24 protein-coding genes are annotated in these 19,960 nt (G+C 39.6%); 8 read left to right on the top strand and 16 right to left on the bottom strand.

Annotated features, from left to right (window positions below; all coding sequences use genetic code 11):
• The first annotated feature begins 47 nt into the window (after positions 1-47).
• A complete protein-coding gene (locus NMG88_RS12760) occupies positions 48-479 on the top strand; it encodes a hypothetical protein (protein WP_254035483.1) in 432 nt (143 codons plus the stop codon).
• A 58-nt stretch (positions 480-537) separates the two neighbouring features.
• On the opposite strand, the gene NMG88_RS12755 is transcribed toward NMG88_RS12760, so the two are convergent.
• From NMG88_RS12755 to NMG88_RS12695, 13 genes are all read right to left on the bottom strand, one after another.
• The gene (locus NMG88_RS12755; RefSeq protein WP_254035482.1) at positions 538-1,515 is read right to left on the bottom strand and encodes a hypothetical protein; all 978 of its coding nucleotides are present in this window, start codon (positions 1,513-1,515) and stop codon (positions 538-540) included.
• Entirely contained in the window at positions 1,512-1,883 is a 372-nt protein-coding gene (locus tag NMG88_RS12750) for a hypothetical protein (protein ID WP_254035481.1), read from the bottom strand. The genes NMG88_RS12755 and NMG88_RS12750 overlap by 4 nt, the downstream gene beginning before the upstream one ends.
• A gap of 5 nt (positions 1,884-1,888) precedes the next feature.
• Positions 1,889-2,071 (bottom strand): hypothetical protein, encoded by a 183-nt coding sequence (locus tag NMG88_RS12745; RefSeq protein WP_254035480.1) that lies wholly within the window; start codon positions 2,069-2,071, stop codon positions 1,889-1,891.
• A 94-nt stretch (positions 2,072-2,165) separates the two neighbouring features.
• The gene (locus NMG88_RS12740; RefSeq protein WP_235751642.1) at positions 2,166-2,483 is read right to left on the bottom strand and encodes a hypothetical protein; all 318 of its coding nucleotides are present in this window, start codon (positions 2,481-2,483) and stop codon (positions 2,166-2,168) included.
• Positions 2,429-2,713, bottom strand: coding sequence for a hypothetical protein (locus NMG88_RS12735; protein WP_235751643.1), 285 nt, complete (start codon positions 2,711-2,713; stop codon positions 2,429-2,431). The genes NMG88_RS12740 and NMG88_RS12735 overlap by 55 nt, the downstream gene beginning before the upstream one ends.
• 5 nt (positions 2,714-2,718) lie before the next feature.
• Positions 2,719-3,393: a hypothetical protein gene (locus tag NMG88_RS12730; protein WP_254035479.1), complete on the bottom strand. Its 675-nt coding sequence runs from the start codon at positions 3,391-3,393 to the stop codon at positions 2,719-2,721.
• A 37-nt stretch (positions 3,394-3,430) separates the two neighbouring features.
• Entirely contained in the window at positions 3,431-3,772 is a 342-nt protein-coding gene (locus tag NMG88_RS12725) for a hypothetical protein (RefSeq protein ID WP_235751645.1), read from the bottom strand.
• A gap of 153 nt (positions 3,773-3,925) precedes the next feature.
• Positions 3,926-4,978, bottom strand: a complete 1,053-nt coding sequence (locus tag NMG88_RS12720; RefSeq protein WP_254035478.1) for a hypothetical protein — start codon at positions 4,976-4,978, stop codon at positions 3,926-3,928.
• A 38-nt stretch (positions 4,979-5,016) separates the two neighbouring features.
• Positions 5,017-6,069: a hypothetical protein gene (locus tag NMG88_RS12715; RefSeq protein WP_254035477.1), complete on the bottom strand. Its 1,053-nt coding sequence runs from the start codon at positions 6,067-6,069 to the stop codon at positions 5,017-5,019.
• Between the two features lie 66 nt (positions 6,070-6,135).
• Entirely contained in the window at positions 6,136-8,454 is a 2,319-nt protein-coding gene (locus NMG88_RS12710; RefSeq protein WP_254035476.1) for a hypothetical protein, read from the bottom strand.
• 2 nt (positions 8,455-8,456) lie between these two features.
• Positions 8,457-9,413 carry a hypothetical protein gene (locus NMG88_RS12705; protein WP_254035475.1) on the bottom strand — a complete coding sequence of 319 codons (957 nt, stop codon included), beginning with the start codon at positions 9,411-9,413 and terminating at the stop codon, positions 8,457-8,459.
• A gap of 6 nt (positions 9,414-9,419) precedes the next feature.
• Complete coding sequence (locus NMG88_RS12700) at positions 9,420-10,394, bottom strand: hypothetical protein (RefSeq protein WP_235751650.1); 975 nt, start codon at positions 10,392-10,394, stop codon at positions 9,420-9,422.
• A 3-nt stretch (positions 10,395-10,397) separates the two neighbouring features.
• Positions 10,398-10,931, bottom strand: coding sequence for a hypothetical protein (locus tag NMG88_RS12695; protein ID WP_235751651.1), 534 nt, complete (start codon positions 10,929-10,931; stop codon positions 10,398-10,400).
• A gap of 300 nt (positions 10,932-11,231) precedes the next feature.
• Here NMG88_RS12695 and NMG88_RS12690 point away from each other — a divergent pair, with 300 nt between their 5' ends.
• Positions 11,232-11,585 carry a hypothetical protein gene (locus NMG88_RS12690; protein WP_026787859.1) on the top strand — a complete coding sequence of 118 codons (354 nt, stop codon included), beginning with the start codon at positions 11,232-11,234 and terminating at the stop codon, positions 11,583-11,585.
• A 45-nt stretch (positions 11,586-11,630) separates the two neighbouring features.
• Here NMG88_RS12690 and NMG88_RS22495 read toward each other — a convergent pair whose 3' ends face one another.
• On the bottom strand, positions 11,631-11,834 hold the full coding sequence (locus tag NMG88_RS22495) for a Mo-dependent nitrogenase C-terminal domain-containing protein (protein WP_202807908.1): 204 nt from the start codon (positions 11,832-11,834) through the stop codon (positions 11,631-11,633).
• Positions 11,835-12,193: 359 nt separating this feature from the next.
• Between NMG88_RS22495 and NMG88_RS12680 the strand changes: the two genes are divergently transcribed.
• From NMG88_RS12680 to NMG88_RS12670, 3 genes are all read left to right on the top strand, one after another.
• Positions 12,194-13,888, top strand: coding sequence for a tetratricopeptide repeat protein (locus tag NMG88_RS12680; RefSeq protein ID WP_042154907.1), 1,695 nt, complete (start codon positions 12,194-12,196; stop codon positions 13,886-13,888).
• A gap of 118 nt (positions 13,889-14,006) precedes the next feature.
• Complete coding sequence (locus tag NMG88_RS12675) at positions 14,007-14,903, top strand: type II secretion system F family protein (protein ID WP_042154909.1); 897 nt, start codon at positions 14,007-14,009, stop codon at positions 14,901-14,903.
• Between the two features lie 224 nt (positions 14,904-15,127).
• A complete protein-coding gene (locus tag NMG88_RS12670) occupies positions 15,128-15,958 on the top strand; it encodes an alpha/beta hydrolase (protein ID WP_052369605.1) in 831 nt (276 codons plus the stop codon).
• 94 nt (positions 15,959-16,052) lie between these two features.
• Here the strand turns inward: NMG88_RS12670 and sipA are convergent, their stop codons facing one another.
• Positions 16,053-16,274, bottom strand: coding sequence for a regulatory protein SipA (gene sipA / locus NMG88_RS12665; RefSeq protein ID WP_026787854.1), 222 nt, complete (start codon positions 16,272-16,274; stop codon positions 16,053-16,055).
• Between the two features lie 144 nt (positions 16,275-16,418).
• On the opposite strand from sipA, the gene rbfA reads away from it, so the two are divergent.
• From rbfA to NMG88_RS12650, 3 genes are all read left to right on the top strand, one after another.
• Positions 16,419-16,817 (top strand): 30S ribosome-binding factor RbfA, encoded by a 399-nt coding sequence (gene rbfA / locus NMG88_RS12660; RefSeq protein ID WP_026787853.1) that lies wholly within the window; start codon positions 16,419-16,421, stop codon positions 16,815-16,817.
• Between the two features lie 67 nt (positions 16,818-16,884).
• Positions 16,885-18,471: a glycoside hydrolase family 3 N-terminal domain-containing protein gene (locus tag NMG88_RS12655; RefSeq protein WP_254035474.1), complete on the top strand. Its 1,587-nt coding sequence runs from the start codon at positions 16,885-16,887 to the stop codon at positions 18,469-18,471.
• A gap of 345 nt (positions 18,472-18,816) precedes the next feature.
• On the top strand, positions 18,817-19,041 hold the full coding sequence (locus tag NMG88_RS12650; protein ID WP_043939001.1) for a DUF4327 family protein: 225 nt from the start codon (positions 18,817-18,819) through the stop codon (positions 19,039-19,041).
• Positions 19,042-19,515: 474 nt separating this feature from the next.
• Here the strand turns inward: NMG88_RS12650 and NMG88_RS12645 are convergent, their stop codons facing one another.
• Positions 19,516-19,914 (bottom strand): hypothetical protein, encoded by a 399-nt coding sequence (locus NMG88_RS12645; protein WP_026787851.1) that lies wholly within the window; start codon positions 19,912-19,914, stop codon positions 19,516-19,518.
• Between the last annotated feature and the right edge of the window lie 46 nt (positions 19,915-19,960).

The following is a 19,960-nucleotide window of genomic DNA, read 5'->3' as shown; positions in this document are numbered from 1 at the left end:
TCTATTGTTCCAACAAATTAGGGAAAATTAAGCCCAAAATTGACGCGATGAATAAACAAGAAATTGCTGAATTTAAACATACTATTGCCAGTGATTTGTTCTTGGCTCAAGGTACAAATTCAGCTATTGCTCAATTTATCCTCACTGAAAGGTCAACTTCCCTAACTTCCCAAGACGGAAGTTACCCGGAAGTGACACTAGAAGGGGATACTACCGTTTTGGGAAGTAAAACTTCCGTAAGTGGAAGTAGCACGGAAGTAACGACTTCCATTACTTCCGTAAGTGGAAGTCAAGCGGAAGTAACCCTAAGTCAAGAGGCTCAAGACTTTTTTGAAGCGGTAATAGACGGGTTAGAGGATGGGTATACAGACACTCAAATTATTGAGCAGTTAATGGGTTTTAAAGGTCGGAGTTACAAAAAAGGAAAAACCATTTTAGCTGAAATTAAAAAAGCGTTAGAACTTACGGAGGATGAATAAATAAGTAAAAGTTAAAAAACCCCGGCTTATATTTGCTATGAGTTGGGGTTAATTTATTTTAATCAATCTTCATGGCTACAACTGAGGATATGGAGTTAGGGCTAAAAAAAACAAATAACGGAATCCCAATAGTGAAGGTTTCCACCGTTGGGAGAAAGATGGGAAAATCTATAATCACAGAATTATTATTAGAGTCAAAATTCAATAAATCATCTAATTTAAAAATGTCTAAAGTCTTTTTAAAAAAGTTAAAAACAATTTTAAAAATATAAGAAGAATTTGTTGTTATTGTATTGGTAGGGGCTAGTTGAATTTGGGAAGGAGTGGAAAACAAATATTCTCGGATTATTCCAATAACGTTTGAATAAGCCTCAAATCCAACAATCATTTTATTAGTATTTTCGTTCGTTTTTCCGATCCCCACTCTTGCCCTGTGGGGATATACGCCCGAGACGATTGTTGTGTCGTAAATTACGATGAATGAAGCAATAGTAGAATTCAATGGGAAAATATAATTATTAAATTGAATATAATTAGTAGCGTTATTAGAAGCCCCTGTCGCTCCTATTGTCAGTCCTTTCTCAGTGTTCAACAAATAGCCACTATTAACAAATGTTTTAGTTGCTAATCTTTGGTTAATATGACTAACCACTAATCCGAAATTACTACTATCGGCAGTTCTAAAGTCAAGCCAGCCAATTGTTAGATTTAGCCCGTTTCTAGCAATTAATATCGGAGCAAAACTACTATTCCAATCGAGAGAAGACAAGGTTCCGTTCCGAACCTCTATTAGAAAAGTACCAGGAGAACTAGCTAGACAATCAAAAATAATTTGTTCAGGATTTCTACGAATATTGCTAATTATCCCGGCATTACAAATTACTTCAGACGCAGGATTAAAATTAAATCCTTTTATGGTTATTGTTGAATTCACCCCTAAGATTGCTACCCCTTCAACCTCTGAAATATAGGGGATTTCCGACTGGGCAACAATTAAATTATTATTAGTTTTGAAGTTTGACCAGCTACTGCTCATAACGTTTTAATAGTCGCGTTTGCAATTTGCACATTAACATCTAAAGTTTTTCCTGTCTCACAAATAGCCATTATCTTTTGACCGTTAATCTGCAAGTTATATTCATTCTGACCGGATAGCATTTCAAAACTATATAAAGTTGTAGTCGGAATCATGCCTACTCCAATATAAATACTAATAGGGTCGCCATTACTGTCCGCCGTAGGGGCTACTGATAAATTTAAAAATCTTACTGTGTTGGTTGCATTAATGGGTACTAGCTCAATACCTCCTGCTGTTGCGGGAACGGTGATTTTGTCAACCGCCCCAAATTCACCTGGAACTAATGTTTTTTGTGCGGTCGATTGCTTAGAGAAAGTTGTCCACATAGTATTTAATCCTTTAAAATCACATCATCAAAATCAGTATGGATATTGTTTTTAGCCAAGGACTCTTCCACTTTGGCGACAAGTCGATTATGGGCTCCATACACCATAGATTTAACCAGTCTATGGGATTTCCAAGCCTCATTTATATCTTTTTCAGCTTGCTTTTGACTGTTGATAATTTGTGACATTTTTATGATCACAAATGTTAAAACTATCAAATCAAAAACTGATTGGGAGATTATAATTATAGCGAAAAGGGTAGGTGACATTACTTTATTTTACTTATTGATAATGAACCATAACAGCAAAATGCTCTCGTAAAGTCCATTTATTTACAATTTTTTTTACCTCGATTTGATAATTAAAACCATTGAAGTCATTAAATGCAAAAACTATGGGTTTGTCAGAAGGATAAATAACTTTTGCTTCTGACACTTCTCCATTAATAAACGCTCGTCTTAGCAAAAGCCTGGATTTGATTATTAAGCCTTCTGACATCCAGGTTAATTTTATCAGATTAGATTCAGAAGGTATCTCTATGGGGGTTAAAACCCAGCTACTAACGTTTGGATAAACGAGTCCTCCTGACATCCATTCCATAGGTTTGTTAGTTCTTCTTCTTCCTCGTAGTCGGATAATAGCTGATCATATTCTCCCCCCCATAAATACTCTGTAAATTCTTGTTCAGAAGCCGATCTCATTAACCTGGTTTCTGCGTCAACAACTAAATTAAGCATCTCAGTAGATTCACTTTGCAATTTTCCAAAAAAGAATGGAATATTGTCTAATGTTTCTTGGAATTTGGGATTTTCGGGAATTATGATCAGCATATTAATTAAATTTCAAAAATGGAGCCATCACCCGCAGGTTTCCACGGATAGGCAAGAGTGACAGAAGGATCGTAAAAAGTTGTAATGGTGTCTCCTTTTCCGGTACCACCATCAAAAACCGTTTTAGACGTGCGGGGCGGGCGAACGCTATTGCAACCCAATACTAAATCAGCCCATTCCGCATCTGTATTAGTAATTTTAATTCCTAAACTACCTAGGTCGGTAACTCCGATTTTTAATGCCTGAGCAAAAGGCATTTTCCAACCCCATTTAACATTAACTCCACCACTAGGAACGGCTACATAAACAACTAATGCCCCTCGTAAATTTCCTGCACCTGGGAATGTATTGGAGCGTTTGACGTTAAATGCGGGTTTTTTTGCCCTTGACCAGCCAGCCGCTTTGGCTTCTGCAAGTTTAGCCGTCGAACAAAAAGTAGTGATACCTTTTGCGCTATTCCTTACTCGTATGGGGTGAGGTTTTCGCGTCCCCATAATCGCTGGAAAACTCAATCCGGTAACGGGGGCTCCTGGTGTCCAGTTTCTCTGTCCAAGTACCGTCACTTCGCTACTGTCTACCGGAGTTTTGAAAAAGTAAGTAAACCCTACAGAGCTACTATTAGGATGCGTTACGTCAACGCTTCTAATTTTGCGATCGTCATAAATATTAGTTTTAGCCATTATTGTTTAACCCTAAATAAATTTGTGATAAATAACCCTAAACTAATGGCGGAATTACGGTAGAAATCGTTTCTACTGCTTGAACAGAAACGCTGTATACAGTAGGCCGAACATTATAAAAAGTTCCACTTGCAGGCGGGTATTCAACGCTAGTTAATGCTCCTTGACCTTTGGTAACTAAGGCAACATCTTCCCCTACGCCCCCGACTGCATTTTGAGCGATTTGAGCTTGTAAAACAGCCTCAACAAATTCATAAACAGCTTTTGTAACATCAGTGCCGTCTGGATATCCCAGAGCAGGAACAGTAATGGTGCTCCCAACTGCAATTAAAGCGGCTCGTAAATCTTCGGCTTGAATTTTATTGGCAACGGCTGGCATAAATTAAAAGTCCTGAATGAAATGATTTTTAGATTTAAAACTAACATATCTATCCCTTAATATGCAAGGGTTTCAGCTTAATTATTTACTTTGATTATTGTTCCGAAGGTTAAGGTTTCGTAAATAGATAATTTAGTTTATAACTGTACAAAATTAAGTAGTTAAGCGTTCGTCGACGGGTGTTTGGTTAGATCTGGATACAAGGATTATTTTTTGCCGAGTTTTGGGCAACTCGATCCAAGCTTGCCAAAATTCCAGGTTTACAGTTCTTCGGTAAATGGGTAACTCCTTTTCCTCGTTTAAAACGGTAACTTTTTGTGGAGTTTCTGTATATTTGACTTTTTCTTGATCTGCTTTTCCTTGAAAAACAGCTAAAGGATCAAAATTATCATTTTTGACTTGTACTAATTTTTGATAAACGTTTAAGGCAGCTTGTCGATTTTTTGCAGGGAACCAGTTTGCATATCCTTCTTCCCATTTTTGATAACTCCACACCTCTTTCCCTCTTTCTAGTATAAAAGGTTGTTTATTTACATAAAATAGCGTTTCAATTTTAGATTTAAACTGTTTTAAATCACTAATTGATAATTTTTTACTATTAGGTTTATCAATTTCAGACCAACCGATTAAAGCAATTGACAGCAATGTATCAAGTGGGCGTTTTTGCCCTGTTTTTAATTTCTCTTTTTGGTAAAACTTAATTTTTATTTCTGGCCATCCTCGCATAGCTTTAATGTGAGAAAAACCCCTGGTATTATCCCCGTCACCGCCGCCAAATTTTTGAACAATTTCGCGAATATGTCTCAACATTTGAATAATTAATCTAATTTCGGCTGGGGTTCCCGAAATCCGATAAAATTCATCTTTTGTATTCCGTTCTGGGTAAAAATCCACAATTCGCCAGCCGCGAGATTGTGCTAATTGTGGTTGATTTAATTCATGAACTTTAGGGCGATTGTTGCGATCGTCCCCGTATGGTTTGCCGTCCGCCGCTCGATTAGCTTCTGGCCCGTAAGTTGGGTAAGGAGAACCAGGTGCTTCGGGGTCAAAGGGAAACTCATCCTCGAAGTCATTGGTAAAAGTATCAATTTGCCAGTCATCTCCCTTGGCTCCTGATTCGGCGTCAAGATGACGACTCAAAACATCTCCTAAACCTTGGGCAAAATTCCCAGGAATTTGCCCAGCAATATTCCGAATATCTACCATGATTCTCCCTCCCAAAATCCGCACAATGCGGAATTTATTTACAAAGCATAGCTAACAATAATTGTTGATTCAGCGCACATATCCTGTGCCGCCTCTACAAATTCTTCAGTAAAATCTTTTAACCAATCAATTTTGATTGATTCAATAGCTTTTTCTTGTTGACTGGCAAAACTCCAAGGTTGTGAACCTTCTTTCCCCCATTGTTCCGATGCTTTTCCTAACCATGGAAAAACCGTCCCCAAGCCTGAATATTTAACAAAGGATTTAATTAGTTTTCTAACATTAACGTAGGTTTCCATAAAGATAACTGCTAATATTGCGCGCCCGCTTGCCACTAGCGTTGACTTCATTTCCTCTACGGCTTCTTCCCATAATTCCCCCGGCTCTGACCATGAACGGAATTCTAATTCCTTCAATTTAGCCAACAATAAAGGATTAAATCTCATTAACCGTGGTGCGTTTGCTTTAGCGGCACGGCCTAAAGTAAATCCGCAAAGCGTCCCAACCGTCGCGCCCAACGCCTCACCCCAGCGTCCTGCTAAAGCCTTGATTTGTTGCTTTTGATTAGCTCTGATCTGAGCATCGGTTTGATTCCAATTAAATGACCATAAACGCTGCACGCCACCCACGGCCCAACGAACCAACCCGCCAATCCCAGGAATAAATTTGAGCCCTTTAACGGCTATTTTTGCAGCTTGAATAAGTCCCTTTAATCCTCCCCCTAATGCAGCCGCACCTCCCCCTAATCCTTGAATTAATAAACCCCCAGCACCAATTAATAAAATTCCTAAAGTTGCTTTAACTGGCTCTTTTGCAAACCAGCCTGAAGCCGATCTTCCTGCTACTTTTAAGTTAAACCACCAATTTTTAACCCCAGCAACCCATCTTCTTGGGTCTAAAGCCATTAGAACATTGTCAACTTGTTGCTTTACTCCCTTTAATGTATTTTTAATTCCTGTTATTTTGGAGTCAATTCCATTCAATATATTTATAAAAGGTTGAGCGATATCGTATCCATCTTTTGTCTTAGCTAAAGCCGTGCCGTCATAAACATTCGACGGCATATATTCTTCTGTCAATAAAATAGCCATGATTTTTTGATAAAATAGGACTGTGACCCCTTAATCACACCCTAACCCCGCGCAACAAACGGGGTTTTATCGTTTATTTCTAGTATTTTTGGGTTTATTTCGCTTTGTTCGTACCCGCCCCGCCGCCGACGCTTGCCGAACATCTGTTCGTCTTAAAGCGGATTCAGTTTGTAACTCAAACCGTGCCTTATCAATAGCTTGCTGAATCGCCGCCGGGTCATTTGGAATTTTACCCATAGCCGCCAACTCCGCCGCGTACCGCCCAATTTGAGCCAACAGATCTCTGATATCGGTTGTTTCATCTTTTGCCCGCCGTGAGACTTTAACCTCAACCTCTTTTTCCTGTAAAAAGGCTTCCAAATTAGCCTCAATCGCAGCTTCTGAGTTTTCAACCTTAATATTATTAGGGTCAAATCCTTGCCCCGCTTTCCACGCGCCCGCATAAGGATCGGCAAAAAATTTAACAGGAACAAAGGATTGTTCTTCCTTCATCCCCAAATCCTCGAAAATTGCCTCAGTCATTTCATGATTTTTTACTAACACCTGCATGGCTGAAAGCAACTGATAAAGAGTGCGTTTGCTAAAGTTATTGGTTAAATCAATATCGCTGTTAATGTCAACCGAAAATCTCAGTAATTTTCGTAACATATCCGAAATATCAAAATTTTCAATCGTTATAGGTTGCGCGCCCTCTTGTGTTGGGTCAGCATCTTTAATGATTACCGCCCCTGACGGGTCGCCCAAGGTTTTATTGATAAATAACAGCATCAATTCTTGAAACTGAATCAAATCATTAATTTTAATTGTCCCTGGAGCTTTAGGGTAAATTAACCGCTTGCTAATCTCAGAATCTCTAATCTGTGCTATCGGAAATAATAATTCTAATCTAATTTGAGATTCCAAGAAATATCGGAATAAATCTAAATAGGTTTCTATTTTTAGCTTCTTATTCTTAATTTTCCCATCATTTTTAGATTTTTTAGGATCATAATTCGGGTCTGGCGCTTCATAATCCCCCCCGTCCCCCGGTAGCCATTTCCACAGCCCCTCCTCTGGCTTTTTAAGCGGGAATCCGTTATCTTTCCCGGCCGGGTTAAATAGCTCCTCAAAGCGATCCAACATAATCCCGACTGACAGGATAAGATGTCGCATACTTTTAACCTCGTAGTCGTCTTTCGGTTTAGCTTCTCTATCAATCCAGCGTTTAGGGATTTTCATTGGGAAATTGTCATCTTTATTCCCTTTTTCTTCAATTTTATTGTCCTTGACATTAATGGGTTTAATTTTTTGTCCTAACCCTTGATATTTGGCTAGTCTTTTTAAAAGTTTGTCTAACTTGTCGCAACATTCTTTTTCCATTTTTTTGTTAGGAGTTAATGGGGAAGTTTTTGGTAAATTCAAGTAGTTTGGAATGGTAGCATCTAATATTAGATATTCGTTCGTTTCACTTGATGAGTTTACTCCATTTCCATGGAGGAGGTATGAGTCTGTAAGCTCTATATAATCATCGTACATAAAAAATGTAGAGCTTTCTCGCTTAGATTTTTTGTTTAAAAAATCTTGTAAATCTTCTAAATTATACCATTCGGCATCATTTGGGCTCAAATTCTTGTAAAGATGATATATTTCCGCAGAAGTATAGTAATATAATTTATCTTCTGAATTATTCCTGTAGCTTCGATTATACTGTGCATTTATTCCAGAAAAAGTAGCGCTTGTACTTGTACTGGTTTTAATACTTATCTCCCATAAAATGCCATTTTCATTTTGAAAATACCTGGAGCACTTCGCAGTCATAGTATAGGTAGCTTTGGAAATCCCAATGATTTCCCCTGTAGTTTTATCTTTCAAAATTAATGTTGATTTTGAAAATTGATTGGGCCACCAAACAGCTTGTCCAATCCCGCTCCATCCAGTATTGGGTTTTGGGGATGGAGTTTCGTCAGTATCTCCCCCCGGATCTGGCTCCGGCTCCGGCTCCTTGTTGCATTCTTCAGAATCAACTTTCTGAATATCAGAATATAAAAATTGACCTGCTAAATAAAACCGTTGAATATAAAAACATTTAATTCTAATTGTCTCAACTCTAATTAAATTAACAATATCAATATTCCCTTCTCCGTTTGTGTCAAATTCAACGCTTAACCCTGGAATTTTTGCCCCAACTCTCAAATAAGATTTTTTCAAATCATTGATATCAATAGAGCCACCAATTCCAGCCCCAACGCTACCGGGAGAATCAACGATTCCTTCTACCGTTTTTTTACTTTTGGTTGCCGCTTCGTCTTTTAATTTTTGAACCTCATCTTTTTCAATCCCTAATCTTTTTGAAATAGAATTGTTATCGTAAGCGTAATCGCTCCATTCCGGTTTTTTATCTGCCATTATTAAAAATCCCCTGTTAATACAAAAGTACCGCCCGAAAGTGGATCGGCAGTATTGGGGATATAATTTTCAATAATTACCGTATCGTAGTCATTATTATTGTTTTGATTCTGTGCTACAAACCGCCCTATATGACGGCTAAAGTCAGGGGTGATAATTATTTCACCAGTTGCAATATCAACATCTTTATATAGAGCATTTCTGGTTAGATTCCCAACAAATTTATCTCCCATGTTGTTTAATTCTAAATTGACAACATCATTCGCTAGAGCAAAAAGAACCTCACCAACTGCCAGAGGGTCAAATAATTGAATAGCGATATTTCCGTATTGTGTTAAATTCGTAATATCTACATCAAAAGTAATTGATCGCCCCGGATAAAAACTATAAATATCAAATAGCTTCCATCCTGTCGCCCCTGAATCTGAATTTTTGAGTTTCTGTAAATTTATTAAATATTGGTAAGTATCCGAGTCATAAGATTCAGAATTGATATCGACATAATTAGATCCGGTTCCTATTGCTAATCGTACTTGAATTGGAATCATAAGGTCATCTCCTGAATAATTGCCGACAGTATAAGTAATTGGCGTATCTTGTCTGATTGTAATTTCTATTATAATCGGTTCAGAACATTCAGCAAATAAGGCTATACCCCCGTCTGATGTGTCTAAATACCCCCCGCCTAATTTAATGAGTTTAGGGTGTTGGTTTTTGTTTCCAAAATATAAATTACAATTACTGCTATGTATTGGGTTTAAATCTTCCCTATAATTTATTGTAATTTCTCGGTTTACTTTGTTCTCGGTAGCAGGAATAATTATTGCAGGTTGATTTGGGTTAAATTTATAGTAGCCCTCCTTAAAATATCGGTAGCTTGTATTAAGCCCCGTTATTCCTGTTAAATCAATGTTTCCAATGTTCCCACTGGGTTTGATAAAATTATTCGATATTCCCATAATTAATTATCCCAAAAATTGCATCCAAGCTATAGAATTTTTTGTCGTGGTTTTGCCGTCCGTATCTTTTCCTGTGCAATAAATCCATAACCCTGTCTGGAATAAATATTGAGCCATTGGGGGTAAAAATTGAATTCCTCCCCCTGACCATTTAAACTCGCCACTTTCAAAAGTAAAGGTTTCTCCTGGGAGGAGAAACGGGCTTGCTTCTGGAGAAATTAAATTTTGATCAAAGTTGAAATATACAACTGATTTTCCTGTATTCTGCAAATATAAAATTTTCCTGTTGTAATCATTATAAAGTATCTGAATCGAAGTATTTAGTGTAATTGGATTCAAGGAATTACTTTGTTTATTTAAAGTTACCGCCGTTACCACTGTTGACGGTTGTTCATAGGTAATAATTCCACTGTAAGCAGTCCGAATCCTAATATAATTTTGATTTGCTTTGGCAGTTTGTTGTGTTGGTTTTTGGGTTATGGCTATCCCTAATTTATAGTTAGCGTCCCCAATATCAGAATTTTTAGTATTGGTTAAAAAAGGATTAATCAAATCTAAATAATATTCTGTTTGTTGGTTATATAACCACTTTCTCGCAAGTGCTGACCAAGCAGACCAACTGCTGCCAGAATACCAAGATTCAAACAGAGTAATTTCTAAAGCATATTGAGTAGATGGGTTAAATTCTGCCATCCATGCTAAATCCTCAGCTTGTTTCTGAAGTAATGGAATTAAATCCTCGTCATAATCCGGTAATTTGTTGGGCTTAAAAATTCCTGGAAGGTAAGAAATTAATTGCAAAGTTTCCAATGCTATTGAAAGATTAACATTTGTAGCCCCTACAGGTTTAATTTTTGAAAGAATTTCACGATAATTAATTATTTCAAAAACTTGATTAATCGGGGCATCATTATTTAATTGAACAACGGGAACTCTACCAGTAAAAGCCCTTTCAATGTTTTTAACTGAATCTGTAGGCATTTATTATAGATACTCCACAGCATATCGACTTTCCCCATTGCCTGTGAAGGTAGTTTGAGTTTGTAAATTAAAATTGAACCTAAAAATCGCATTGTGAAATATAGGAGAATTTAAAGGTACGTCGTTAATTGACCATGATGGATTCGTCAATTTATTAGTGAAGTTCGGGTCGTTGCGTTTTTTTTCTCGTTCGGCAGCAATTATTAAATAAGTTCGTTCTACCAATGATTCCGTAATTATTCCAGAAGATTTAGAATCCCCGCCCGTGCCTTCAGAGTAAATAACTCCTGTATAGGGATTCGGATAAGTGAAATCTAAAATTCCCGTTAAACTATTGCGGATGATTGTGCAATAAATTGATGCGGAACCTGCCGCCACATCGGTATCCGTGTCAATTGTATAGGTCAAAAGGTTGACCGCTTTATCATTTTTCGCCGAGTCTCGTTCAATATTCTGAATTAATGAGCAAAGGGTGAAAAATTGATTTTCCAGCGTTGTCGAGGTGATGGTTGCATTAGTACCCGGAGTAAAAATCATGTTTAACCATAATTAATTAATAATTGAATTATATTTTAAAATTTTCAACAATTTACAGATATTTTGAGAGGGAATGTAGATGATTGTGTAGATTTAGTTCTAGGTTAAACGTCAGAAAAATGCTATTTGGTGCTTTTGGCTCAAGGTGCTAATAATGAAATATAATATTATTGCCCATCCCCCATTATATCAATAAGCAAATGATTGTTTACAACTTCTTTGTGTCTTCGTGTCTTTGTGGTGAAATTAGGCTTTATTGCTATAGAATTTGACTGTAGACAACTTAAAAAATTAATTGCAATGGACTACAAAACAGCCTATAACTTCTTAATTGACCAAGGCATGGCATTAGAAACCCAAAAAAACCCAGATGCGTTTTTAATCCGCTTGAAACAGGGTCATCCCCCCATTCCGGGTCAAGTCACCTCTATTTTATTATCCTTAAAAATTGCTTATGATAGCTTAAAAGATAATTCAAAATTTGAGAAAATTTTAGTCTTAGCCCTACATCAGTTAGTCATGGAAAGTCAGCAACAATTTGCTGCGGGTCGTAACCGAGGCGTTGAATGGCCACCATTATTACAAGAAGATTTACAGCGTATTTCCCTAGCGGTTAAAAGTATTTTTTCCGGTCAATGGTTAGTTGAAAAATAAAAAAGAGGTTGACGGTTAACTGTTAACAATCAACCGTCAACTATTCTAACAATAGGCCGAAATATCTTCTCCACATTCATCCGCCAAATAACACAATGCTTGAAAGCGGAGATAGACTAATTCTTCATACCAATGGCGAACTGGACGTAGGGGTGTAAATCGACGTTGTGGGTGGAAAGGGCTAGACTGGGATGCCGGAGAGGATTCAACACCAGTTATGCCGCGAATCAGGAAAGTCAGGTGGGACATGGTAGCATTAACCTTATTTATTGTTTTCATTTGGAATAAAAACCAAACGTGGGCAACCGCTTATGTAGTGTCTACGAAATATTGTTGTAAGTTCCCGTAAAAGATATATAAGTCCACTACAGAGATTATTTGACATGAGGCAGTCACCAAGGCAGTTAGGACATAGACTGATGCAGCAAACCCAAACACCAAAAATCTTTTCCTACGGTGTTCCGGTGTTCCCTCCCCCCTAGCCCCCCGTGTACGGGGGGTTTGGGGGGCTATTCCCTATTCCCCGCTATAACCAAACATTGCAACAGTCAGACTAGAACCCTAGTAGAATTGATATCAGCACTCAATGGTCAGGAGTCAACCATCCCATGTCGGAAGAATTAACCTCCTCCTTATTTCCTCTGGAAACCCCCCCACAAACTCCCCCCACTTCGGGATTAGGATTTTTAGGCATTTTGAAAGCATGGCCTGAATATAATCAAGGCAATCGCTTCTATAAATTAGGACGCTATGAATTAGCCTTTCAACGTTATGATCAAGCTGTTAATTTTAAACCTAATTGGTATTCCGCCTGGTTACGACGGGGTAATAGTTTACGCAAATTAAAACAATATAAAGATGCCCTAGCTTCCTATGACCGAGCCATTAAAATTAAACCCGAAGATTATTGGGCTTGGACATTTCGAGGTATTGCTTTAGCCAAATTAGAACGATTTGAAGAAGCAGTTGCATCCTTTGATAAAGCTATTACTATTGAACCCGAAAATTTTGAATCTTGGTATGAACGTGGCTTGGCATTAGAAACGTTATTACAATATAAAGCAGCATCGGCTTCTTATAAGCGAGCAATTGAAATTAAACCGAATGTTTCTGCTATTTGGTATCATCAAGGCAATGCTTTAATGAATGAAGAACGTTATAGCGATGCCGTGGCTTCTTATGATCGTTCAATTCAACTGCAACCTGCTAATTATGAAGCCTGGTTTAATCGAGGTGAAATGTTATTAAGTCAACAAAAATATTCTGAGGCTATTACATCCTATGACCAAGCGATTAAACTACAACCCAAAAGTTATCAAGCCTGGTTTAATCGAGGAATTTCATTACAAAAATTACGACGTTATCAAGAAGCGATTATCTCCTATGATACCGTAATTCAACTACAACCCCAGGATTATGAAGTTTGGTTTTATAAAGGCATGGCTTTGTTAAATAGTCAACAGCATCAAGAAGCCTTAACCTGCTTAAATCAAGCCTTACAAATCAATCCTAATTTAGCTGCCATTTGGATTAGTCGTGCTCAAAATTTATTAGAATTAAAACAATATCAATCGGCGATCGCATCTTTTGATAAAGCCACTCAATTAAACTCTAATTTTCCCGAAGCTTGGTTAGGTCGAGGTAAAGCCCTGTGTGAATTAAAACAATATCAAGAAGCAATTATTGCCTATGATAATGCCTTGCAAATTCAACCGGATTTCATGGATGCTTGGAATTGTCGGGGAGAAGCCTTAGAAAAATTAGATCGATTTGAAGAAGCCTTAATTGCCTATGATAAAGTGGTACAAATGACCACAGAAGATACGGAATTAGCTACAAAATCCGGACTCCAACGGGGAGAAGCCTTAGAAAAATTAGAACGTTATGATGAGGCGATTATTGCTTATAAAAAAGTGATTCGGGTGCAACCGAATAATTTTGAAGCCTGGTTACATTTAGGAAAAACCCTAGAAGCGGTTCAAAAGCATTTAGAAGCAGCAGAAGCCTTTAATCAAGCTGTTAAAATTTGGCCCGATTCCTATGGGACTTGGTTACAGTGGGGATTAGCATTAGAATCAGCCCAACGCTATCAAGATGCGTTAACTGTTTATGATAAAATTATTCAAAGAAAACCCGATTATTATGCGGCCTGGATTCGTCGAGGTATGACCTTTGAACAGATGAATTGCTATCAGGATGCTAACCGTTCCTATGGTGTAGCATTAGAAATGCAACCTAATTCTGCCGAAGCAGTTATTCATCGAAATCGAGTGAATTTGAAGTTAAAAAATAATCCAAACTAACTCCCGTAGTGAGCCCTGAAGGGCTTACTACGATAACCTCTTGATTCTGGGGTTCCTTTTTGCCAAAATAGAGCATTCAGTCCAACCTCTGCCTAATGCAGTAATACCCAGTTCCCGAATGAATCCCCGCGAAAAGGCTCTTTTTTTCTTTCAATTAGCAACCTTGTTAAACTCTGGTTTAACTGTAGAACAGAGCTTAACGTTGGTGGGGAAAGATAGCTACCCGCAACTCGGACGCTATCTCAACAAAATGACCGCAGCCACATCAAGGGGGGCTGATTTAGCTTCTGCTTTGGCTTTGGCGTCCAGATATTTTGATCGTTGGACAATTGGTTTAATTTCCCTGGGAGAATCCCAAGGAATGTTACCCGAAATTTGCTATCGAATTTCCGAAATTGAAGAACGAAAAGCACGTCATCAAAATCTGCATCGGTCTGTAACCATTGCGGCAATTGCCACAGGAATTAGTATTATCCTGTTGATTCTCACCCTTTGTTACTTATCAGGTTTATCGGGTAGAGGGTGGTTTTTAGTATTAGGAATTTTCGCAATCATTATATTAGCTATTCCTAAAATTTTGCCGCGGCTATCAATAATTAAAAAAATTTCCACCGCCCGGATGATGTTGTATTTGGGAGAATTAAAATTACCCTTGAGTTGTGGGATGTCCCTATTAGCTGGATTAGAACTGATTCGCTCCCATATTCCTAAATCGGAAATGAAAGCTACTATTACTATTGCATTAGGCCAAATTCCCGCCGAAAAAACCCTAAGTCAAAGCCTAGAAGGTCGTTTACCTGCGGTGGCCCTGCAAATGTTACGCACGGGGGAAGTCACAGGACAATTAGATTTGGCCCTGCAAAAACTAACCAATTACTATGAGGAGGAACTTGAACAAACCCTGCGTCGTCTACAATCTGTTTTAGTTCCTGCGACAATTCTGATGGCAGGTACAGTTGTCCTGCTGTTAGCACTGCAAGCTCTGAAATCCCTATTAATTTTGTTACCCAAGTGATCTGGTGAATTAACTTTCTTGTTGCCTACACCCCCCACCCACAGAGGATTTTCGATGTCCGATTCCCAATTTTTGATAAAAAGTTCGACTTTGCCCTTGTGAAACTGAGCAACACCCTTTAAGCTATTAAGTCAAAACACGAAAGTAAGCGCAATTGCAATACTGGGTTTTTCCCGTCGTTGTTTTTAGCGTCTAGTGGGATATTTGACTATCTCTTTTAAGCGATGAAAATACCAAAACCTCAAAGACTACAACCAAAATGGATTTTGGGGGTACTAGCCGGAGCATTCATTAGCAACGCTGCTGTACCTATTCCCCAAGCCCAAGCTCAGCCCCCTGGTGCCTGTCCGCCATCATCGGATTATGCCAGAGTTCCTTCAGCGATTGCCGACTTTCCTAACCCGGATCGTACTGTATTCTGTGGGGAAAATCGCGTAATTCTGACTTATGGCCCCTTCCAAGTCCCGATTTTAGTCAGTGACTTAAAGAATTTTGCTGAAACCGGGGAAATGACCAAAACGATTAGCCAAATCGTTAAGGCATCCAAAATGGAGCCGGATACCCTTCGCGGTCTGATGACCTTAGAAGTCGGCTTTGATTTAGTTCCCTTTGCTTGCATTATCTATGCCCCAGAAGGTCAAGAGTTAACCAATACCATTGGGACAACGATTAGAACCCATCGTGGAAAACCAGGAATCCCAAACAGCACTGAAGCGGTTAATGGTAAAGCCATCCGTGCGGCTCTAATCAATGCCCTAAGTGCCGATGGTAAGCTCTCCTTCTTGGATATTGTCAGCTACTATCCTGTCCCTGGAATGTATGTTGATGTCGCTAATATTCCCGAGACCGTTGATAAAGTCAAAGGCCTAGCGGGGAATCTCGATTCTCTGTTTAAAAAGGCTTCTCAATTTGGGAAAGGCGGGTGTTCTCTACAACAAGTAGATTTCCCAGCCGCACCCCCAGTGGCACCCCCAGCACCACGACCCCAACTCCCACCGCCACCCCCACGACTACAGCCACCACCACCACCCCCACCAGTTAGAGGTTTGTGGTAAGCGCATGAGTCACTAGAATCATCCTTTGATTCTGGCGATGCCATCTATTCAATAGGTGGCATCACTTTAGTTTTTGGCTAAAATTACAATCTATTCAGGATTTTACCCCTTCGATATACGGGCTATCAATTAAAAAGGCTCCCCCCTGAAATAAAACTCCCCAATAGCCACCGGGTCGCCTATCAATTACAGTCCCAATTTCACCGAGTTTAATCACGCTGGATGGACGTAAAATCGGCATTGGTTCTGCTGTTTTTAGATAGGGAGGAATCGCTATCACCCTAACTTTTTGCCGGATTTCAAACTCTTTTTCCATTGATCAACCATAAAAATTAATTTTCTTGTAAGATATCACGGGGCTTTGTCCCTTAATTCATCGGGATTTTGTCGCCAAAAAGATAAATAACCGCGCTAAACTTGAGACTATCGAAGAACAAGACCGTTTGAAGGGGTAGTAATTATGGCTACAGATCGCCGAGTTTCCCGGGTGGCTGCACAAATTAAACGGGAGGTCAGCCAGATATTACTGGATGGGATCAAAGATGACCGGGTTGGAATCGGAATGGTGAGTATTACCGATGTCGATGTTTCTGGCGACCTCCAACACGCCAAAATTTTTGTCAGTATTTATGGAACCGAAGAAGCCAGACGAGAAACGATGGAAGGCTTAAAATCAGCAACGGGTTATGTTCGTTCTTCTTTAGGTCAACGAGTTCGTCTGCGTCGGACTCCAGAAGTAGTTTTCCTTGAAGATCGTTCTCTGGAAAGGGGTGACAAAATGTTAAATCTATTAAACGAACTCTCCCAGAACCGCAAACCGGATGAGGAGGAATTTAGCGATTATGGCGAGGAGGAGTAGGAGGAGCATCGGAGCTAAACCCTTTTTATTATTACCCATTCGTAATTCGTAATTTGTAATTCGTAATATGACTTTTTCTCTGGCTGAACAAGTTGCCCAGATGGTTGTGGTTCGCGCCTCTGGTTTTTTGTTTGATCATCAAATTCGTTACTCCCTTTGGGAACCTCCTGCACAGAAATTAGAGCATTGGTTACATGACTTGGGTGTGGGTGGGGTGATTTTGGTGGATGGCAGTGCGGCGGAGTTGGCGATTAGAACTCAGTTGTTGCAGTCCTGGGCCAAATTTCCCCTGTTAGTAGCGGCGGACGTGGAGGAAGGTGTCGGTCAGCGCTTTGCCGGGGCGACTTGGTTTCCACCCTTGATGGCGATTGGAGCATTGGCTGATCACTCCCTAGAACAAGCGCAATTGTATGCGGAAAAAATGGGGGGAATTACGGCCCAAGAAGCCTTAACCGTGGGCCTAAATTGGGTTTTGGCTCCGGTGGTTGATGTGAATAATAATCCTAAAAATCCGGTGATTAATGTTCGTTCTTTTGGGGAAACTCCAGAACGGGTCAGTCACTTAGCGACGGCTTTTATTCGGGGATGTCAAGGATATCCGGTGTTAACGACGGCTAAACATTTCCCCGGTCATGGGGATACGGCGATTGATTCCCATTTGGAATTACCTGTAATTCCCCATAGTGATCAGCGTTTAGCTGAAGTGGAATTACCTCCGTTTGTGGCCAGTATTGCTGCGGGTGTGGACTCGGTGATGATGGCTCATTTGTTGATCCCCGCTTGGGATAGTAAAAATCCCGCTACTTTATCCCCGGTGATTGTTCAAGAACAGTTAAGACAACGGTTGGGCTTTCAAGGGTTAGTGGTGACGGATGCTTTGGTGATGGGGGCGATCGCTAAACTTTATACTCCTGAAGAAGCCGCAATTTTAGCCGTTGAAGCTGGGGCTGATGTTTTATTAATGCCTCTTGATCCCCAAGTTACTATTGATGCAGTCTGTACGGCGGTGAAGGAGGGTAGAATTTCCCGTGAACGAATTGAAGCCTCTGTACAGCGCATTAGGAAGGCTAAGGCGAAGGTATTCCCCGACTGGCAACCGAATACGCCCTATTCTCCCCCCAGTCGAGATCCCCAGAAATTATTTTATTCTCTATCTCAACCATCTTCTCAAGTTCTAGTTCAAACCATTTTGCAGGATTCTCTCAAACAGGGGGGAACTTTACCGTTAGTAGTTCTAAATCCACCCCAACCCTGTCGCAATTTAGTGATTGTGGATGATTTACTCAATTGTTCTATTTTAGGAAATCATACCCCGGCGATCGCCCGTCCAACTCAGTTGGGTTATCGCTTACAACTGATTGATTGTCATGATCAAGAATTTTCTGATCTTGAGCAGTCTTCTGAACCTACCTTACTGCAAATTTTTATTCGAGCTAATGCCTTCCGTGATAGTTCGGGATTAACACAAATTGCTCAGAATTGGCTAAATATTCTCTTAAAACAGGATCATTTACAAGCTTTGGTGATTTACGGGAGTCCCTACACCCTGGAACAGTTTTTGCCCCAAATTTCCCCCAAAACTCCTTATGTTTTCTCATACAGTCAGACTCCCGCAGCCCAGGAGATTGCCTTAAAAGTCCTTTGGGGAATTTAATCAGAATTTAAGAATAACCCAGTATCTTGAATGAAGACTCAATGCTTAACCTCTGTCATGGAAGTCGCCAGACTTATTAGGACAAAGAGTGATGCAGCAAAGCTAGACGGTGAAGTCTTTTCCGCCGGTGTTCTCTCCCCCCCTAGCCCCCCGTGCACGGGGGGTTTGGGGGGGCTGTTCCCTGCTATATGGGCTTCTGTCCAGTGACTTTGGATATTGTTATGGGAAAACCCTGAGTATTTGTATTAGCCTATACTGAAAAAAAAATATTTCCTAAAATCAATTTTTAGATTACACTAGGTGTGATGCCAAAAACTTCTCCGGCAACGCCAAAGAGGGCGAATTATGACTTACACAACTGTCCAATTTTCATTAGATGTGATCAAAGACGAAGCCCGCCAACTTGTCAATAAGGGGGTTGTTAGCCGTCAGCAACCCATCTATACACTCTGCCAATATATTTCCGCGCGGGAATGGGCTTGTGTAGAGTGTGAGTTGGAAGAATGCGACTTCTTACTCCGAGACCGAATTGGCGACCTGATTGGTCATGAAACCTGGGATAACGACTAAAATCCCAATTAAATTTGAAAAAAAAAATCTTTCAGACATTATTTAAGTTTGCTTAGTGCTGACTTCTGCGGTTGAGAACTGATTTGCCTGCCGATTTAGGTGAATTGAGGGACTAGAATCGCGATCCTTTAAAGCCCTTTCTTGGCTGTTTTAAGTTCAAAATATCTGAAATTCTTGAAATAGAGGAACTTAGGACTGCTTCTAGCAATTGGTCTTATTTCAGAGGGTTTATCCTTCTGGGTTAAATAAAGGAAAGTGATTCCCTGATGCAGAGGTCAAGAATAAAGTTACAATTTAAGTGCGTGCGATGAGATATCGGTTGCAACATGAAGTTGAACAATTTTAGGATGGGTTCTGCAATTAGATATCATTAAGTATACCAATAGCGATAAGTCCGCCCCACAATTTTGAACCCGATTCATGTTGTTTCTGATTTCTATCAGTTGAGTTCTGGAGGCGGGGTTTGTCGTTATATTAGTCAGAGGAGTTTGATTCTCGTAGGCATTTTAATTCCTCTCGTAACTCAGAAATTTGGGTTGTGAGTTCTTGAATTTCTTTAACGGTTTCTGGGTCTGACACAAGGAGAATCGTGGAGGTAACAACTTCAGCTTCTGTTGTTACGGTTGTTGTGTATGTATTCAGGTTCTGGGAACCCTGGGAAAGAATTGTATCCACAAAATTACGAGCTTCCTGTTCAGTCGTTTTTCCTTTTTCAGCCCATTCTTGGGCTAATTCGCTAAACTGGGACTGAATTTTTCCAAGATTCTCACTGCGCTTGTCAGGATTTTGTAGGATCTCGATTAGGGAAGATGTCGCGCCGAGGGTAACGCGAAATCCCTGATGGAATAAATCGGTTAATTGTTCAGTATCCATAATAGTTAAACAATTCTTCAAGTAGAACAATCTGGCTATAGGGATT

Source organism: Planktothrix agardhii (assembly GCF_904830935.1).
In the GTDB taxonomy this organism is placed as follows: Bacteria; Cyanobacteriota; Cyanobacteriia; order Cyanobacteriales; family Microcoleaceae; genus Planktothrix; species Planktothrix agardhii.
This window is presented reverse-complemented; position numbering and strand designations above follow the sequence as displayed.

What these genes read in the sequence shown, in the direction of transcription:
- NMG88_RS12760 (WP_254035483.1), top strand. Translation starts at nt 48, where the DNA reads ATGAATAAACAAGAAATTGCTGAATTTAAACATACTATTGCCAGTGAT.
- NMG88_RS12755 (WP_254035482.1), bottom strand. Translation starts at nt 1,515, where the DNA reads ATGAGCAGTAGCTGGTCAAACTTCAAAACTAATAATAATTTAATTGTT.
- NMG88_RS12750 (WP_254035481.1), bottom strand. Translation starts at nt 1,883, where the DNA reads ATGTGGACAACTTTCTCTAAGCAATCGACCGCACAAAAAACATTAGTT.
- NMG88_RS12745 (WP_254035480.1), bottom strand. Translation starts at nt 2,071, where the DNA reads ATGTCACAAATTATCAACAGTCAAAAGCAAGCTGAAAAAGATATAAAT.
- NMG88_RS12740 (WP_235751642.1), bottom strand. Translation starts at nt 2,483, where the DNA reads ATGGAATGGATGTCAGGAGGACTCGTTTATCCAAACGTTAGTAGCTGG.
- NMG88_RS12735 (WP_235751643.1), bottom strand. Translation starts at nt 2,713, where the DNA reads ATGCTGATCATAATTCCCGAAAATCCCAAATTCCAAGAAACATTAGAC.
- NMG88_RS12730 (WP_254035479.1), bottom strand. Translation starts at nt 3,393, where the DNA reads ATGGCTAAAACTAATATTTATGACGATCGCAAAATTAGAAGCGTTGAC.
- NMG88_RS12725 (WP_235751645.1), bottom strand. Translation starts at nt 3,772, where the DNA reads ATGCCAGCCGTTGCCAATAAAATTCAAGCCGAAGATTTACGAGCCGCT.
- NMG88_RS12720 (WP_254035478.1), bottom strand. Translation starts at nt 4,978, where the DNA reads ATGGTAGATATTCGGAATATTGCTGGGCAAATTCCTGGGAATTTTGCC.
- NMG88_RS12715 (WP_254035477.1), bottom strand. Translation starts at nt 6,069, where the DNA reads ATGGCTATTTTATTGACAGAAGAATATATGCCGTCGAATGTTTATGAC.
- NMG88_RS12710 (WP_254035476.1), bottom strand. Translation starts at nt 8,454, where the DNA reads ATGGCAGATAAAAAACCGGAATGGAGCGATTACGCTTACGATAACAAT.
- NMG88_RS12705 (WP_254035475.1), bottom strand. Translation starts at nt 9,413, where the DNA reads ATGGGAATATCGAATAATTTTATCAAACCCAGTGGGAACATTGGAAAC.
- NMG88_RS12700 (WP_235751650.1), bottom strand. Translation starts at nt 10,394, where the DNA reads ATGCCTACAGATTCAGTTAAAAACATTGAAAGGGCTTTTACTGGTAGA.
- NMG88_RS12695 (WP_235751651.1), bottom strand. Translation starts at nt 10,931, where the DNA reads ATGATTTTTACTCCGGGTACTAATGCAACCATCACCTCGACAACGCTG.
- NMG88_RS12690 (WP_026787859.1), top strand. Translation starts at nt 11,232, where the DNA reads ATGGACTACAAAACAGCCTATAACTTCTTAATTGACCAAGGCATGGCA.
- NMG88_RS22495 (WP_202807908.1), bottom strand. Translation starts at nt 11,834, where the DNA reads ATGTCCCACCTGACTTTCCTGATTCGCGGCATAACTGGTGTTGAATCC.
- NMG88_RS12680 (WP_042154907.1), top strand. Translation starts at nt 12,194, where the DNA reads ATGTCGGAAGAATTAACCTCCTCCTTATTTCCTCTGGAAACCCCCCCA.
- NMG88_RS12675 (WP_042154909.1), top strand. Translation starts at nt 14,007, where the DNA reads ATGAATCCCCGCGAAAAGGCTCTTTTTTTCTTTCAATTAGCAACCTTG.
- NMG88_RS12670 (WP_052369605.1), top strand. Translation starts at nt 15,128, where the DNA reads ATGAAAATACCAAAACCTCAAAGACTACAACCAAAATGGATTTTGGGG.
- sipA (WP_026787854.1), bottom strand. Translation starts at nt 16,274, where the DNA reads ATGGAAAAAGAGTTTGAAATCCGGCAAAAAGTTAGGGTGATAGCGATT.
- rbfA (WP_026787853.1), top strand. Translation starts at nt 16,419, where the DNA reads ATGGCTACAGATCGCCGAGTTTCCCGGGTGGCTGCACAAATTAAACGG.
- NMG88_RS12655 (WP_254035474.1), top strand. Translation starts at nt 16,885, where the DNA reads ATGACTTTTTCTCTGGCTGAACAAGTTGCCCAGATGGTTGTGGTTCGC.
- NMG88_RS12650 (WP_043939001.1), top strand. Translation starts at nt 18,817, where the DNA reads ATGACTTACACAACTGTCCAATTTTCATTAGATGTGATCAAAGACGAA.
- NMG88_RS12645 (WP_026787851.1), bottom strand. Translation starts at nt 19,914, where the DNA reads ATGGATACTGAACAATTAACCGATTTATTCCATCAGGGATTTCGCGTT.